13 protein-coding genes are annotated in these 15,051 nt (G+C 44.2%); 4 read left to right on the top strand and 9 right to left on the bottom strand.

Features of this window, described 5'->3' with window-relative positions; genetic code table 11:
- Positions 1-10: 10 nt before the first annotated feature.
- The 4 genes from PN470_RS06510 to rimM all read right to left on the bottom strand — a co-directional run bounded on the left by PN470_RS06510 (position 11) and on the right by rimM (position 3,425).
- Positions 11-802, bottom strand: a complete 792-nt coding sequence (locus PN470_RS06510) for a pilus assembly protein (protein WP_272104112.1) — start codon at positions 800-802, stop codon at positions 11-13.
- Positions 799-1,560 (bottom strand): PilN domain-containing protein, encoded by a 762-nt coding sequence (locus tag PN470_RS06515; protein ID WP_272104113.1) that lies wholly within the window; start codon positions 1,558-1,560, stop codon positions 799-801. Before PN470_RS06515 ends, PN470_RS06510 begins: the two co-directional genes overlap by 4 nt.
- A gap of 169 nt (positions 1,561-1,729) precedes the next feature.
- Positions 1,730-2,293, bottom strand: a complete 564-nt coding sequence (locus PN470_RS06520; RefSeq protein WP_235194899.1) for a transposase — start codon at positions 2,291-2,293, stop codon at positions 1,730-1,732.
- 553 nt (positions 2,294-2,846) lie between these two features.
- Positions 2,847-3,425 carry a ribosome maturation factor RimM gene (gene rimM, locus PN470_RS06525; RefSeq protein ID WP_002734345.1) on the bottom strand — a complete coding sequence of 193 codons (579 nt, stop codon included), beginning with the start codon at positions 3,423-3,425 and terminating at the stop codon, positions 2,847-2,849.
- 150 nt (positions 3,426-3,575) lie between these two features.
- On the opposite strand from rimM, the gene PN470_RS06530 reads away from it, so the two are divergent.
- Entirely contained in the window at positions 3,576-4,373 is a 798-nt protein-coding gene (locus PN470_RS06530; RefSeq protein WP_272104115.1) for a Tab2/Atab2 family RNA-binding protein, read from the top strand.
- On the opposite strand, the gene PN470_RS06535 is transcribed toward PN470_RS06530, so the two are convergent.
- Complete coding sequence (locus PN470_RS06535; protein WP_272104117.1) at positions 4,356-5,150, bottom strand: CPBP family intramembrane glutamic endopeptidase; 795 nt, start codon at positions 5,148-5,150, stop codon at positions 4,356-4,358. The genes PN470_RS06530 and PN470_RS06535 overlap by 18 nt on opposite strands.
- 342 nt (positions 5,151-5,492) lie before the next feature.
- Positions 5,493-5,879, bottom strand: coding sequence for an AbrB family transcriptional regulator (locus PN470_RS06540; protein ID WP_002765913.1), 387 nt, complete (start codon positions 5,877-5,879; stop codon positions 5,493-5,495).
- A gap of 532 nt (positions 5,880-6,411) precedes the next feature.
- Here PN470_RS06540 and PN470_RS06545 point away from each other — a divergent pair.
- The 3 genes from PN470_RS06545 (at position 6,412) to PN470_RS06555 (ending at position 9,654) form a co-directional block, all read left to right on the top strand.
- Positions 6,412-7,395, top strand: a complete 984-nt coding sequence (locus tag PN470_RS06545) for a succinate dehydrogenase/fumarate reductase iron-sulfur subunit (RefSeq protein ID WP_271935202.1) — start codon at positions 6,412-6,414, stop codon at positions 7,393-7,395.
- Positions 7,396-7,457: 62 nt separating this feature from the next.
- Positions 7,458-8,459 carry a CsgG/HfaB family protein gene (locus tag PN470_RS06550; RefSeq protein ID WP_103111278.1) on the top strand — a complete coding sequence of 334 codons (1,002 nt, stop codon included), beginning with the start codon at positions 7,458-7,460 and terminating at the stop codon, positions 8,457-8,459.
- Between the two features lie 232 nt (positions 8,460-8,691).
- Positions 8,692-9,654, top strand: coding sequence for a protochlorophyllide reductase (locus PN470_RS06555; RefSeq protein WP_002734294.1), 963 nt, complete (start codon positions 8,692-8,694; stop codon positions 9,652-9,654).
- A 363-nt stretch (positions 9,655-10,017) separates the two neighbouring features.
- Here PN470_RS06555 and PN470_RS06560 read toward each other — a convergent pair whose 3' ends face one another.
- From PN470_RS06560 to dnaK, 3 genes are all read right to left on the bottom strand, one after another.
- Positions 10,018-11,289 carry an esterase-like activity of phytase family protein gene (locus tag PN470_RS06560; protein ID WP_103111279.1) on the bottom strand — a complete coding sequence of 424 codons (1,272 nt, stop codon included), beginning with the start codon at positions 11,287-11,289 and terminating at the stop codon, positions 10,018-10,020.
- 439 nt (positions 11,290-11,728) lie between these two features.
- On the bottom strand, positions 11,729-12,937 hold the full coding sequence (gene gltS, locus PN470_RS06565; RefSeq protein ID WP_004162253.1) for a sodium/glutamate symporter: 1,209 nt from the start codon (positions 12,935-12,937) through the stop codon (positions 11,729-11,731).
- Between the two features lie 138 nt (positions 12,938-13,075).
- The gene (gene dnaK, locus PN470_RS06570) at positions 13,076-14,980 is read right to left on the bottom strand and encodes a molecular chaperone DnaK (RefSeq protein WP_002750478.1); all 1,905 of its coding nucleotides are present in this window, start codon (positions 14,978-14,980) and stop codon (positions 13,076-13,078) included.
- Between the last annotated feature and the right edge of the window lie 71 nt (positions 14,981-15,051).

Genomic DNA, 15,051 nt, shown 5'->3' on the forward strand with positions numbered 1-15,051 from the left:
TTGAAGACTATTATTGGCGCGGACTGGCGGAGGGTTGACCTTCGGCGGGGGTTTGACCTTCAGGAGGTGGGGGTGGTGCTAACTTGGCTAATTCGGCGGCACTGAGAGGAATAATTACATTGAGAAGAAAAGTCGTGGTCACGGGTCGATCGCCTTGGGGAACGATAGTGGCCTTATTGTTGCCAGTACTAACTACTTTAAACGTCGATCCTTGCTTTTCCATCTGGGTATTGAGACTGTTGAGCAAAATGAGCGGCTGTAATCTTTCTAAATCCCGAATAACCTCTTGAGTGTTAACATAGTTTCCTTGAATCTTGACGTTAAAAGTTTGACGTTTGAGCTTATTATTAACCTCACTACCGAGGGAACCATCGGAGACTACCACCGGTTCTAGTCCTTGGGGTTGAAAACTAACCAGCTTAACATCGCCAGACTTAAAGATATTACTAACATCTAAGAGAATAGTGCTTAAGTCCCTTTCTCTAGCAAAAAGCGAGAGTATTTGCTGTTTCATAGCTTTTTGTTGTTGTAACTGACTCTCGATTTTTTGGAATTCTGAAAATTCGAGACGGCTTTTTTGTTGCTCTAGCAGTTGTTGTTTGTCGGCGGCATCGGTTTGCAGTTGCTGCAAGGTATCATAAGCGGGCATCACCCAGTTAAAAAGCAGATAGAGGGAGCCAAGTAAACCTAGCATAGCGGCAGCGATGCCACTATTACGGGGAGTAAAATTTATCCCGAAAGCGATAGGATACTCCTGAAATTCCTCTAATTTCAGCTTCTCAAATTCTTCGTTAAAGGTCATGGTTGAATGGCTCCTTGGCTTTTGAGAGTATTAATCCTAGTGATAACTCCGATCGCTCCATTCCTGACCAGATTGGGCAGTTGTTGAGTGGTGGGAGTATCACTTAATTGGGCGGTGATCACAAATTGAACCACTTGGGGGAAAGTAATATTAATATTTTTATACTGATTGTCCACCTCTACGGGTAAATCGGCCAGGGCAGCACTTTCGATCACCGTTTGCTTACCCTGCAAAAAAGGAGAAGCTTGTAGAGTTAAGAGATAATCATTGACTGCTTCGTAATTACTGGCAAAACCACTGATTTTTAAGCGCGTAGCCGAATTGGGTTGCCCTTGATTGGGGTTCGCGGGAACCTCCACCTGTTGCACACTATTTAACTGCACCCTAGGAGGAGTTTGTTGGCGAATTTCTTGGAGAATGGCTGACCAAGAACTAATCTGATTGAATACACCCACCAGAGCTTGATTTTCTGCTTCTACCGCCTTTAGTTCCCCTCTGATATCTTCTAGTTTTTTACTTTGGACTTGTACTTGACCTAATTCCCCGTCCAATTGCTGAATTTTGGCCTGAGCTTCGCCAGTTTTCCAACCGACGGCTAAACCGAGTAATCCCGTCAGTGCCAATAATCCGGCCCCAACTCCCACACCGATGAACAGGGGTATTTGTTTACTTCGGTCAATAACGGTGGAAACCTCGAAGTTAGAGGCTGTTTGGCTAAGATGGCGATCTTTAAGAAAATTAACGTCAAGACTATACATAATTTCTGTTTATACCGATACTTTTTTGCTAACATTGATTAAGCTAAGACGTATTTTAATCGCTTATTCTTGGATTAGCCGAATTTCCCCCAATCCCTTTACTGTTGCCTCTTGCCTCGTTTCAACAAGCAATTTGAATTAGGAACAGCTTAACATTTCTGTTAATGGGTTAACAATGCACGCTCAAAGAGTCTTTGAACGAGGGTGTATCTACCAGAGCAAGAAGGAAGAACCCCCGTACTCCCTTAGGATACCTGTCCATTTGTCGCCCATCAATTTCTGATTTAATTACTTTTTTTCCACCCAAATTATCGATTAATTCACCAGTCCGGCTACCTGTCTTTGACCTATAAGCTTCACAACAATTTATAACGGTTTTTTCGTACTCAAATGCCTTAGATCTTAAGAATATTTTAAACTGATACTGTGACCAAGTTAACATCTGTCTAACAGACTTTGATTGGATTTTTCTTCCAGACCTTAAGACCATTTCTGATACTTCAAATGTCGGCAATAAAATCCCATCGAAGTTTTCTACTAAGAATCTAGCTACTTTGTGATGTAGTTCATCAACTAGGTTTCTAATTCTTAATCTTAGTCGGTTACAGGTGTTATGATGGCATTTACAGGTTTTGGCTTTAACTTTAGTGGAACGAAAAATTAAGTCATCTAAATGATAGCACAAACGAAGACTTCTAATCACTTTAAAATGAGCGGTAATGTCTTCACTCATTGACAGTCTTGCCCCTTTAAGAGCCAGTTTCAGATCAGACCTATCCATAATATTATCTTAATACTAAAAGTTTTTCTAGTTAAGGAATCTAACCAAGTAAAAATGATTTTAATTGTCTCATATTTTTTCAGTGCAATTGAATTAGCAACGATAGATATACATTTCAGCCATATAAATAGTCAGTTAGTACACAAGCTAAAAGCAAGCTGTGATTGGGTTATAATTTTTGAAGATATCTATTGTCGATAATATCATCGGGTAATTTTGAGAGGGTGTTCGGTGAGCTCAGTCGAGCCGTTGGCCAGGGTTCTTTTTTTGACTTGATCTCCTTCTTGATAGGAATCTGGTCGAAGAACAGCGAGAGGGTAATTACGGTTAGGAACTTTTTCTATATACATGACCTCTATTCTAGCAAATGGAGAGAATTCTTGTCCATTAATAAATGTTACAAATTACATGGCTCCATCAAGAAAAGTTAATGGGTGTATCCATTGATGGATAAAGGTTTTCGGCTATTGTAGTAGATATGTATGGGGGAAGTTCAGTAATAAGTTTATGACCAATTGATCTCTAATAACCCCGGTGGTGGCGCAATCTCGATGCGTGCCGCTTTCAGATCCACCAGTGGAACAATTTCTTTGACAAAGGGAACCAGGGCCGTGGCTTTTGAGTCGGAGGAAGGGCTTTTTTTCTTAACAGAGGCGAGATTGGCTTCTAGTTGCACTGCTAAAATGTCATTACCCGCCCACAAAATATCTACTACAACCCCGATTTTTTCTCCTGTCAGGTGATGATAAACCTCCAAGTTTACTAGCTCACTAACATGATATTCATCCGCTTTTAGGCGAGGTTTTTCCAGTTTATTCGCCCATAATTTATATCCGCGCAAAGCTTGGGCCTGTTCCCGATTTTCAACCCCCTCTAACTTGATAACATAAACATTTTTGCCCGGTAGCTCACGTCCCCTGAGCAGCGTAATTTCTCGGATTTCTCCCCCTTGGGTCCCTTGTATTCCCCTAATACCTCGCTTCTGAAAACGTTCGGGAAAATCTGATACCGATAAAACTCGCAATTCTCCCTCCAGTCCCTGGGGTGCTACTATTGTCCCAATTTCTAGCCAATTTTCTTCCATTGTCTCGATATGTTTTGCTATAGCTTTCCCTAGTATATAGCCTTTTTTGTCTCGCTCCTAGATTTTTAAAGTCTTGGTAAGGTAAAATTTTTAGTTGACCTCTACTCCTGACCATTTTTTGACTTTTTACTGGTGGCTTTTGACTGAATTATGACTATTTGGCAAGCGGATTTTTATAAATCTTCATCTTCTTCCCCTCTTGAGACAGTCTGGCAATTGCTAATTTTCGATCCTCTCGGTCATCTTATTTATGAAAATTCCTGTCCCCAATCCCAAGCTAATAGCGACTGGTTAACCCAACAGTTAGAGCAAGCTTGTCAAGTCTCCCCCCCGGAAATTATCCAAGTTTTTCGCCCCCAATGCGCCAATTTATTTCTCCTCGCTGGTCAAAATTTACAGATCAAAATCGAGTTAACCCGTCACGTTAACGCTCTGAAAAAACAGCTAGAATTACGGCAAATCCCCATCAATATCGACTCTCCTCCACCGCAACCCCTACCAGACCAATTTTTAGGTCGAGAGTGGCGTTTTGCTCGTTTTCCCGCCGTTGATTTAGTTAACTTTTTTGGCGATCGCAGAATACCGATTCTTTCCCTACCAGAGGCCTTTTCTCCCTTAAAATTAGGTTTAGCCTCCACTCTCATGATCCCCGGTGTGGTTATTACCGGTGGTAAAAAATCTCTGGCGATCGCTCGTTGGTTAGAGGAAATTAACCCAGTATTTATCGATCATATTCCCACAGAAAGGGGGCGATCGGGCGGTTTAGTCTTGGAATCGGGTCTAAATGAGCGTTGGATTTTTCTGACCTACGAAGATGAAGAAGTGGCCCTGGCAGCCAATATTTATCAAGCAACCAAAGAGGAAAGCCAAGGTTTGCACTTTCTTCTCATACAACCGGATGATTCTGGTCGCACTTTTACCGGCTTTTGGTTACTGAAGCAGGTTTAACCCCCAAGCTGTCCCCAAGAGGCAAAGAATGCCGGCTAAACCCGCTAAAGGTTGGTTATAGATACCTTTAACCCAAGCTAACCCAGAATCGCTGTAAGACATCAATTCGGCACTGTCTAGCAACGCTAATCCCCACACCCAACCGCTATGAAGTCCCCAAGCTAATCCTAAACTACCATGATCGATCGCCCGCGCCCAGACCAGAACCATCCCCATCAGAAATAAACCGGGTAGTTGCGGCAGCGTTTGCTGACGTTCCCAAAGCAGATGCAGCAGGGCAAAAATTAGGCTAGAAATGGCTCCAGCCACCCAAAAACCGTATTCTTGGCTTAATTGGCTCAAAAAGATGCCCCTAAAGATTAATTCCTCGGTAATACCCACCCAGAGAGCCACTATCAACAGGGGTAAACTCAAGGCAAAAGCACGAGTGAGGTTTTTGGGCTGCCAATGTACCCAGGCCAAAATCCCCTCCAGAAAAAAAATTATCCCTAATCCCACCACTGCCAAGATTAATCCTTTGGTTAGGGAGATAAATAGGGAAAATGACCAAATTAATCCGTAATTATGGAGGCTGCTCCCCTCTATCTTGAATAATCCCCAGATAACTAAGGGAGCCAAGGCGTAAAGAGAGGCCACCAGGGGCAATTTCTGGTCAGGTTTTGTCCCTTGCAGCGGTTGCCATCCCAAACGACTCCCTAAACTAATGGCAATCGGCAGCCAGAGAATTAACCAGGCTAACAGGAAAATAATAATTTTTATTAAGGCAGCCATGTCCATTGTCAATTAGGGGTGTGGGGTGTGGGAAGAATAAACAAAAATAATCTCCTGAATACTAACTCGGAGTCTCCTGTCTCCTAACACCCATAAAACAAACCCTCCAGGGACAGAATAACTGTGGAACTTTGCCCTGGTAAAGCCTAGCTCCAACAAAAATCTATCTCTAGGGGGTTGCGAAAAAGAAGAAAAAGTGCTTAGGGAAACCCCCTCAAGTTGATGAAAGAGGCGGTCAGGGGTTAGAATTAGGGATAAGAATCTATATTGTCTTTTTGGTCGGTCTTGTCAAAACTAGCCCTTTTGACTGCCGATTTTTTTTGTCCTTATCCCTACTCCGTAACCTATTTAAGCTTCTACCGATTCTTCTGATTCCGTTTGTTTGAGGTGGATGTGCTTGTAGCCAAGTTTGATTTCAAACTCATCGCCGGGCTGCAAGTTCATTTGTTCGGTATAGGTGGAACCGATGACGATTTGACCATTTTTATGGACACTAACCCGGAAAGTGGGTTCGCGGCCGCGGCCATCTTTAGTGCCTTCCGGATCCAGAGGAACCCCTTTTGCACCTAAAACAGCATCGTAAAAGTCGGTTAAATTGACCCGAACCTGGCCATCTTTACTTTGAGAGTAGTAACCACAACGTTTTGCCGTTTCGCGACGGGGTAAGTGGGATAACTCTTTGACTTTTTGTAGTAGAGCTTTCCCGGTTAGGGGAGTAGGAGAGATGTCACTCATGGTACTTTTTAATGTTCCTTGATTTTTGACTGACTGTCAATTAAGTTTACACTGACAAATTGATCATACCAAAAATCTTGCCAAAAATGTCTAGAGGGGAATAATAAATTTTTTAAAACTGATGGTTCGGTGATGACAATCGTGCTAAGAAGACCCCAGACTAGGTAGTAAGTATAAACCTTGTGGGGGAGAGGAAATTTTTGGCCAAGACTCTGGCAATTTTTGGTCGGGTGCGGGGAAAACAGGGGGGAGAAAGTGAGGACATAAAACCGTTTAAGCTATACTTAGCAAGGAATTGAGAAACTATACTTGTGGTTGGAGTTGGCAAAAAACTAATGACCCAGAGCAGTAAATCCGGGGGGATTAAACTGTTTTCGAGCGACTTCCCCATCTATCATTAGGCCTAGATACCCACCCCTTGGCTCAACCGACCCGGGAAAATCTTAAGGATTAATTACCATTACTAGCTCCCCCTTGGCCCGTTAACATCGATTATCCTGAGTATTAGGAGTCCCTCATCCCCGTGCCGAGTATGGAAGTTTCTTTTAAAATTCTGCGTCAACGACCCAACGACACCCCCTACCTAGAAAATTTTACCCTAGAGGTGGAGGCGGGAAATACAATTCTCGACTGCCTTAATCGCATCAAATGGGAACTTGATGGAACTTTGGCCTTTCGTAAAAATTGCCGCAATACAATTTGTGGCAGCTGTGCGATGAAAATTAACGGTCGTTCGGCCTTGGCTTGTCAAAAAAATATCGCCAGTGAATTAAACCATTGTAGCCAAAAAGATGCCGGAGAAATTCCCGAAATCACGATCGCACCCCTGGGTAATTTACCAATTATCCGGGATTTAATCGTCAATATGCAACCGTTTTGGGACGATTTAGAAAAGGTTGAACCTTATATTAGTAGTCAAGCGCGCACCATTCCCGAACGAGAATTTCTGCAAACTCCAGAAGAAAGAGCCAATCTCAATCAGATGGGTAACTGCATTATGTGCGGGGCCTGTTATTCGGAATGTAATGCCAAGCAAGTCAATCCCGATTTTGTCGGTCCCCATGCTTTAGCAAAAGCGCAGCGCACCCTAGCAGATTCCCGCGATGGTAATCAGGAAAGTCGCCTAGAACTTTATAACCAAGGTACCGCAGGGGTTTGGGGGTGTACGCGTTGCTATTTCTGTAATGCGGTTTGTCCCATGGAAGTGGCCCCCATGGATCAGATTAGTAAAATTAAACAGGAAATACTCGCTCGCAAGTCGGCCGATAGTAGTCGTCCCATTCGTCACCGAAAAGTTTTAGTGGAATTAGTCAAAGCAGGGGGATGGGTGGATGAACGCCAATTCGGCCTCTATGTGCTGGGCAATTATTGGCGCGATTTACAGGGTTTATTAAGTATTGCCCCCCTGGGATTGCGGATGATTGCTAAGGGTAAATTTCCCACTTCCTTTGAAGCTTCCGAGGGAACCGAGGAAGTGAGAGGTTTAATTACTGCCATTCAAAATTCTCGCTCTTGATAGTTAGAGTAATTCTGAGATAATTATGATCTATATTCTATTTGACTGGAGAACCCCTTATCATGTTCGATCGAGATAGTATCCGTGGTTTTTCTGCCCTAATCACCCTTGTGGGAGTCGCTTCTAGTTTGGGTTTTAGCTTCAACGCACCAGCTTTCTCCCAAGCTACCTCTAACAATTTACCATTACTCTTAGCCCAAAAAAGCGAAAAGGTGCGAGTAGCGGTTTTAGACTTCGATTATAGCGGTCTCAGTAATCCCCAGTGGTTAACATTTCTCAGTGGTGGGGCCAGTGGTGTCAGTGATATTCTCGTCAATAAATTGGTAGAAAGTGGTCGCTATACAGTCATCGAGCGTAGTCGCATTGATGCTGTCCTCAGAGAACAAAATTTTGGGGCTTCGGGACGGGTAGATGCCGCTACCGCTGCTCAAATCGGGCAAATTTTAGGGGTAGATGTGGTGATTATCGGTTCGATTACCCAATTCGATTTACAAAAAAAACAATCCGGTGGCTCGTTTATTATTTTTAGCACTGCCAAGACAGAAACCGATGCTTTTGTCAAGTTAAATGTCCGAGCAATTAATACTACCACGGCCGAAATTATTACCACCGCTCAGGGAGATGGTACTGCCAATCAATCCGATGGTTCAACCGTGGTTTTAGGGGTTGGGGGTGGTTCCCAAACCTCCAACGAAGGGAAATTACTCAGTATTGCCACCGATAAGGCAGTGGCGCAGGTGGTGGATAATCTCAATGATAAAGCCGACCAAATCGCCGCTACACCTCGCTCGCTCCCGACTGTCACCGCTTTAGTGGCTGCCGTGGCGGGAAATCAGGTAATTCTCAATAAAGGTACGGGAGAAGGCTATCGTGTCGGTTTACGCATTTCCATCGAACGGACTACCCAAACGGTCAAGGATCCGCAAACGGGTAAGGTTATCCGTCAGATTACTCAACCGATTGGCACTCTCGAAATTGTCGAAGCTGATGGTCAATCTAGCGTCGGTCGTATCATTACCGGTAATGGTTTTAAAATCGGTGATTTAGCTAAACCGATTCGTTAATTATGAATTATGAATTATGAATTATGAATTGGGGAAGTGGGGAGATCGGTAAACTTAAATCTGATAACTGATCACTGATAACTGATCACTGATCACTGATAAGTGAACACTCAGGAAAATTTGAAGTTATGTAAAGCGAACCTGGGGGTCAGGTAAGACAACCGATAAAATTTATGATTGGAATCCCTTGGATATTCCCTAGACCAGAGCGATTAACGAAAACTATCAAAAAATGGTACAAGATCAAAAACCCACGGTGATCATTACTGGGACAACTTCTGGAGTCGGTCTCTACGCCGCTAAATCCCTTGCTCAAAGAGGTTGGTTTGTGGTTATGGCCTGTCGGGATATCCCGAAAATGGAACAGGCTGCCAAGGAATTGAACATTCCCCGGGATAACTACTCTATTGAATTTATCGACCTCGGTTCCCTCGATAGCGTCCGGCGCTTCGTTAAAAATTTCCGGGCCTTGGGCCGCTCTCTAACCGCTTTAGTCTGCAATGCCGCTATCTATCTGCCTTTGCTCAAAGAACCCTTAAGAAGTCCCGACGGTTATGAATTGAGCATGGCCACCAATCATTTAGGTCATTTCCTGCTCTCGAATTTGCTCTTGGAAGATCTAAAAAATTCCCCTTCTCCCGACCGCCGTTTAGTCATTCTCGGCACTGTCACCCATAATCCCGATGAATTAGGCGGTAAAATTCCTCCTCGTCCCGATTTGGGCGATTTGGAAGGGTTTGCCAAGGGTTTCAAAGAGCCGATTACTATGGCCGACGGCAAAAAATTTGAATCGGTCAAAGCCTACAAAGATAGTAAGGTGTGTAATGTTCTCACCATGCGGGAACTGCACAAACGCTATCACGAATCCACCGGAATCACTTTTACTTCCCTCTATCCGGGTTGTGTGGCCGATACACCCCTTTTCCGCAATCATTACCCCTTTTTCCAGCAGTTTTTCCCCTGGTTCCAGAAAAATATCACTGGTGGCTATGTTTCCCAAGAATTAGCTGGGGAAAGAGTGGCCATGGTGGTGGCTGACCCCCAATACCGTCAATCTGGTGCTTACTGGAGTTGGGGCAACCGTCAGAAAAAAGAGGGTAAATCTTTTGTACAAAGGGTTTCTCCTCAAGCTCGCGACGAGGAAAGAGGCGAAAAAATGTGGGAATACAGCGCTAAATTAGTCGGATTAGCTTAAATTCCGATTTTGAACCTAAAAAAGGACACAAGTTAACTTGTGTCCTTGTGGAAACGGGGAGCGCTGGGACAGGGAGAAACAGTCCATAACTGGGTTTTTAAAGTTTGATTGGCAGTTAATGATATTATCAAAAACCGATTTGGTATTAGGCTCTCTTGGATTTGGTGGGTAAAATGTATTCTAAGATACATTCCTCCTAGCGAGGGGCTAGACTAACCACAAAGACACAAAGAACACAAAGATTGATCGATCATATTGTAAGTTAAACTTATCACACAGAACCTAGAAGAGCCATTGTCCAATTGACGAAACGCTCGGCAACCCCGAAGATAGCATGATCTCTATGCTGTTGCCAGATTTTGTTTAGCTTTCCCGTTTTTTGACTAGAATAACAACGCAACCGATCACCAGCAATCCTGCTAGGGTTGAGGGTTCGGGTACAGTTTCGACGCTAAAGGCGAGAAATTGAGTAAATTGGAACTGGGTAAAGTTATTGTCGCTGACGAGAATTATTGAGCGCTTGCCGTTCGGTAAATAGGGGCCGAAGGTAATCCCCTCCACGTTATCGATGGGGATATTTAACAAGGTCAAATCGAATAATAGGGTTTTCTGGGCGGCCACGATACCCGAAACCCCATTAATACTGGGAAAGGCACTAATATCGGTGGCCCCCTCCAGGGAAACCTCGTAGATTTTCACAGTATAGCCCGTATTCCCTGGTGTTCCCGTCGTTATGGAGAAAGAACGTTCTAGGGAGAGAAAGCGTTTGCCACTATTATCAAGTGCCAGTAAATCGACGAGTCCGTTGACATCGACTGGGCTTGGAATAGTCGGGGGAAGGGCGATTGGATCGGTATTGTAGAGGAATTGAGCGATCGGCTGTCCATTAGCGAGATCGTACTGCAATATCCGTGAGGGAGAACCGTTCGTTGGCGTCGCAGCCGGCCCATCCTGCACAAGCGCGTTCTCGGAGGCCGTGAACAGGAATCGCTGATCTGGGGTGGTGGTCAGACTTTCTAGAGCCAGATTATTGCGAACCCCGCTCGTGGTGGGAATCGAGTTCGGCGCGGGGATAAACTGGTTTGGAATCGGTAAAGTATCGTTCTGTTGACCGTTGGCCAGCGCGAATCGATTGACAAAGGGATTGAGAATCTGATTGTTAGAGACCTCCCCTTCGGAGGAAATATACAGATTAGAACCCACGAGCGCGATCCCTTCTGGATCGAGACTCAGCGCGGGGAAAGTTTGCCCGTTAGTCTGTAAAAGTGGCGTAACACCGGTAAAGGTAACGCCGCTATTCGTCCCATTAACATTAAATAGCGTCGGATTGATCGTTGCGGTGTAGAAACGCGCCGGGCCGTTCTGAGAGCGATCGTCCGAGATGATGTAAAAGTTATTAGCCGCCGGATCGTAGGTAATGCCCGATAATCCCCCGACCGGAACGGAGACACCGTTCACGGTTCCCGCTGGGCCTGAGGGAATAAACCCCGTGGGAACAATCGATTGACCGAGAAATTGTAAATTTAAAGGCGAAGCTTGAACCGACGAGGTAGCGAGGAAACCGACCGTTATGGTTCCGGCGATCCCGATGAAAAAACGAGAGGGGGATTTCATGATTTCTATCCAAAAAAACATTAGAACTCTTGCAAATTAATTATATGTTACAATCATGTGTTAACTAATTTTTTTGGGAAAATTAGTCGCTTAGTAAACTCGTACTAAATAGGAGCCTGAAGTTTAACTTTTAACCCAAAAATATTTAGATATGCTTTAATCTCTTCGGGTCTAATTCCCCGCCGCTCGCAGGGTATAATAGAAAAATGAGTGAATACATCCATAAGAGCCATAATGTAAGTGTTTTGGGTTCTTCGTTACTTGGTATGATTCGATAGGGGGGCATAAATCGACTAAATCCTTATCTTGCAAGAGACTTAATTGATTAGTTTGCTCTAGAGCAAAAACAATTGACAAAAATCGCTAAATGCCTTTCTATATAGGGGTTCCATCCCTTATAACCCCCGTCCATTGCATAACACAAACCGAAGAGCCATAATTACTTGATCGATAAAAATTTTTAAGTCAGAAAATTCAAAAATTGCTGGATGATAAAAGCATTAAACAAATCAATAAAAAATGCCCCCACCAAAGGAACAATAATAAATGCCTGGGGAGAAGCCCCAAAATGTTCCGTCACCGCTGTCATATTGGCAATCGCTGTGGGAGTTGCCCCTAGAGTTAAACCCAAATAACCGGCGCAAACTACTGAAGCATGATAGTTTTTTCCCATTAAGGGAAAGACCAGTAAAACAGTATAAATAATACTGAGTGAGAACTGCACTAATAACAGGATAGCAATCGGTCCTGCCAAATCGATCAATGTCCATAATTGTAAACTCATCAAGGACATAGATAGGAATAAACCGAGACTAACATCAGAAATTAAGGCTAAAGAGGGCGTATTAGCGGGCCAAGGAAAGCGTTTCAATACCAAAGGTACGGTATTAGTCAGGATAATTCCTGCCAATAAACAGGTGACAAAATCCGGTAATTTTAAACCAAGGGGAGTCACCCAGTAGTTAATCTGATTACCTAAACCGATAGTTAAACCAATCACTAAGATTGAATGGAGCATTGTATTGTAATCGATATTAACATTCCTCTGGCTTTGTTTAATTCCCACCGTTAAATCTTGATCTTGATTATTGGCTCGCAGTCGATTTCTAGTAATTAACCATTTAGCCACCGGTCCGCCAATAATTCCCCCTAAAACTAGCCCAAAAGTAGCACTAGCTACACCGATTTCTGATGCTTTGGCGATGCCATAATTATCACGAAAAATAGAAGCCCAAGCAATGGCAGTCCCGTGACCCCCACTCAAAGAAACGGAACCAGCAATCAAACCGATGGGTAAATCTAATCCCATCACTTTTGCCACTCCTAACCCAGCTAAATTTTGTAGAATGAGATAAACCACGGCGGTTATTAATAAAATTAGCAAGGGTTTCCCCCCTTGCAGCAGGGTTTTTAGTTTTGAGGACAGCCCGATAGTAGTAAAAAAAACGATTAACAGGGCATCCCGAACATTAAGGGTAAATTCAATTTGCCATTTAAAAACAGCAAAAAATAGACCGAAAAACAAGGAAGCCAAGACACCACCAGCAACGGCATCAGGAATGTTATAATCTTGCAGAAATTTGATATTTTTGGTTAAATACTTACCGAGATAGAGGACTAGAATAGCCATAATAATTGTCTGGCGTTGGCTAAATTGGTAAATTTCCATTTTCTTAATCTTAGTCCTCCAAGATGGTTCACTTAAGTTTAGTCCTAATTTTCGGTGACAGCCTTATCTTTAAGAAAGCCGCAAGGAAAAAAGGACACAAGTTAACTTGTGTCCTTCCCGAAGCTAAGAACTTAATTTTTATTTAGCGTCGGAGAATTCCGCATCGATGACATCATCGCCACCACCAGCACCACCAGAGGGGCCATTGTCATTATTGCCACCGGGGGGATTGCTAGGGGCTCCTTGCTGATACATACTACTACCGATCGCGTAGAGGGCTTGTTGTAATTCCGGTAGGATGGTTTTGATCTTACCATCATCGTCTTGAGCGATCGCTTCTTTCAGGTCTTTAATCAACCCTTGGGCTTTATTTTTCTCAGATGGAGGAACCTTATCGCCTAACTCTTCCAACTGCTTCTCAGCTTGATAAACCAAGGAATCAGCTTGATTTTTGCGTTCAATGCGTTCACGACGTTCCTTATCCACCGAGGCGTTCGATTCTGCCTCATTAACCATGCGTTCCACTTCATTTTGGGGCAAGGTAGAAGCGCCGGTGATGCTGATCGATTGTTCTTTTCCTGTACCTTTATCCTTAGCGGTGACATTGAGAATACCGTTAGCATCGATGTCGAAAACCACTTCGATTTGAGGCACACCACGAGGAGCGGGAGGGATACCATCGAGTCGGAAAGTTCCCAAACTCTTGTTATCTTTAGCCATTTCCCGTTCCCCTTGCAGGACGTGGATTTCCACGTTAGTTTGTCCATCTACTGCCGTGGAGAAAACTTCCGATTTTTTGGTGGGAATAGTGGTGTTGCGGGTAATAATCCGCGTCATCACACCGCCGAGGGTTTCCACACCCAAAGACAGGGGCGAAACATCAAGCAGAAGAATATCTTTGACTTCACCGGCGAGAACACCACCTTGAATAGCGGCGCCGACGGCTACCACCTCATCGGGGTTAACGCTTTGGTTAGGATCTTTGCCCAGAACTTTTTTAACTAATTCCTGGACGGCGGGAATCCGGGTTGAACCACCGACGAGAACCACTTCATCGAGGGCAGATTTATCGATTTTGGCATCACGGATGGCATTTTCGACGGGAATCCGACAGCGATCAATTAAATCGGCGCAAATTTCCTCAAATTTAGCTCTAGTTAAAGTAGTATCTAGGTGTTTTGGCCCTTCGGCGGTAGCGGTGATGAAGGGCAGGTTAATTTCCGCTTGGGTAACGCTAGAAAGCTCAATTTTGGCTTTTTCTGCCGCTTCTGTGAGACGTTGCAGGGCCTGTTTATCTTGACGGAGATCTATTCCTTCAACTTTTTTGAATTCTCCGGCTAGATAATCAACGATTTTTTTATCGAAGTCATCACCACCGAGATGAGTATCTCCAGAGGTAGCGAGAACTTCAAAGACACCATCACCCACTTCTAGAACCGATACGTCAAAGGTTCCCCCACCCAAGTCAAAAACGAGAATGGTTTCGTTAGCTTTTTTGTCTAATCCGTAGGCAAGAGAGGCGGCGGTGGGTTCGTTGATAATGCGGAGAACTTCAACCCCAGCAATTCTCCCGGCATCTTTGGTGGCTTGACGTTGGGAGTCGTTAAAATAAGCGGGTACGGTGATGACTGCTTGGGTAACGGTTTCGCCGAGGTATTTACTGGCATCTTCCACCAGTTTCCGCAGTACCTGGGCGGAAATTTCTTCGGGGGCGAATTGTTTGCCCTGGGCGGGACAGTCTAATTTAACGTTGCCGTTGCCGTCCTGGAGAGTTTTGTAGGATACTTCTGTGGCTTCGTTAGTAACTTCGTTGAATTTCCGGCCGATGAAGCGTTTGACGGAATAAAAAGTATTTTGCGGGTTCATTACCGCTTGACGTTTGGCGATTTGTCCTACTAGGCGATCGCCACTTTTGGCGTAGGCGACGACTGAGGGCGTGGTTCTAAACCCTTCGGCGTTGGCGATAACGGTGGGTTTACCCCCTTCCATAACCGCGACGCAGGAGTTAGTCGTCCCTAAGTCAATTCCAACTACTTTTCCCATAATCTTTGTGCTGCTCCGATACAAATTATAGTGACTTCTAGAATCGGAACTGTACTCGGTTTTTAGGCGAT

The organism is Microcystis sp. CS-574 (genome assembly GCF_028329095.1).
Taxonomy (GTDB): Bacteria; Cyanobacteriota; Cyanobacteriia; order Cyanobacteriales; family Microcystaceae; genus Microcystis; species Microcystis ichthyoblabe_A.

What these genes read in the sequence shown, in the direction of transcription:
- gltS (WP_004162253.1), bottom strand. Translation starts at nt 12,937, where the DNA reads ATGGAAATTTACCAATTTAGCCAACGCCAGACAATTATTATGGCTATT.
- PN470_RS06555 (WP_002734294.1), top strand. Translation starts at nt 8,692, where the DNA reads ATGGTACAAGATCAAAAACCCACGGTGATCATTACTGGGACAACTTCT.
- rimM (WP_002734345.1), bottom strand. Translation starts at nt 3,425, where the DNA reads ATGGAAGAAAATTGGCTAGAAATTGGGACAATAGTAGCACCCCAGGGA.
- PN470_RS06530 (WP_272104115.1), top strand. Translation starts at nt 3,576, where the DNA reads ATGACTATTTGGCAAGCGGATTTTTATAAATCTTCATCTTCTTCCCCT.
- dnaK (WP_002750478.1), bottom strand. Translation starts at nt 14,980, where the DNA reads ATGGGAAAAGTAGTTGGAATTGACTTAGGGACGACTAACTCCTGCGTC.
- PN470_RS06545 (WP_271935202.1), top strand. Translation starts at nt 6,412, where the DNA reads ATGGAAGTTTCTTTTAAAATTCTGCGTCAACGACCCAACGACACCCCC.
- PN470_RS06515 (WP_272104113.1), bottom strand. Translation starts at nt 1,560, where the DNA reads ATGTATAGTCTTGACGTTAATTTTCTTAAAGATCGCCATCTTAGCCAA.
- PN470_RS06540 (WP_002765913.1), bottom strand. Translation starts at nt 5,879, where the DNA reads ATGAGTGACATCTCTCCTACTCCCCTAACCGGGAAAGCTCTACTACAA.
- PN470_RS06510 (WP_272104112.1), bottom strand. Translation starts at nt 802, where the DNA reads ATGACCTTTAACGAAGAATTTGAGAAGCTGAAATTAGAGGAATTTCAG.
- PN470_RS06520 (WP_235194899.1), bottom strand. Translation starts at nt 2,293, where the DNA reads ATGAGTGAAGACATTACCGCTCATTTTAAAGTGATTAGAAGTCTTCGT.
- PN470_RS06560 (WP_103111279.1), bottom strand. Translation starts at nt 11,289, where the DNA reads ATGTTTTTTTGGATAGAAATCATGAAATCCCCCTCTCGTTTTTTCATC.
- PN470_RS06535 (WP_272104117.1), bottom strand. Translation starts at nt 5,150, where the DNA reads ATGGACATGGCTGCCTTAATAAAAATTATTATTTTCCTGTTAGCCTGG.
- PN470_RS06550 (WP_103111278.1), top strand. Translation starts at nt 7,458, where the DNA reads ATGTTCGATCGAGATAGTATCCGTGGTTTTTCTGCCCTAATCACCCTT.